This window comes from Pseudoalteromonas sp. HM-SA03 (genome assembly GCF_002289345.1).
Classification (GTDB): domain Bacteria; phylum Pseudomonadota; class Gammaproteobacteria; order Enterobacterales; family Alteromonadaceae; genus Pseudoalteromonas.
This window is the reverse complement of the sequence record NZ_NSDG01000069.1, coordinates 1-420: the sequence shown is the minus strand read 5'-3', so window position 1 is coordinate 420 and position 420 is coordinate 1. Positions and strand designations below refer to the sequence as shown.

The 420-nt window shown below is 45.5% G+C and carries 1 protein-coding gene; it reads left to right on the top strand.

Features of this window, described 5'->3' with window-relative positions:
- Positions 1-45: 45 nt before the first annotated feature.
- On the top strand, positions 46-420 hold a 375-nt coding region (locus tag CKO50_RS24725), incomplete at its 3' end, for a hypothetical protein (RefSeq protein ID WP_255229842.1).

Genomic DNA, 420 nt, shown 5'->3' with positions numbered 1-420 from the left:
TAACTCCTTACCACTAAAAACACTTACTTATTAATTGAAAATGCGATGATGATTAACTTTGAACTCATCGCTAATCAAATTGACGTCAGCGCCAAACAAGATTTGACCCTTAAGGCGGGCCGCAGTCATCGCAGTGTTATCCAAAGTGATATCAACCTCAAGGCAGACAACAACCTTACCATCACCGCCCCAGCGGGAAGTCAAATCATTCAAAGCCAAGGTAATATCACGATTAAAGGCAGTGGCTCTGGCAACCTCACCCTTGCCAATGGCGGCAGTGAAATCAGTATTGACTCAAGTGGTAACGCCAACCTCTTTGCAGACAAGCTACTGACCTTAAAAGGCAAAACCATGACCGTGTTTGACGGCAGCATGGAGCAAGATATTGGTGGTAAACAAAGCGCCACGATGCCGAGTGTA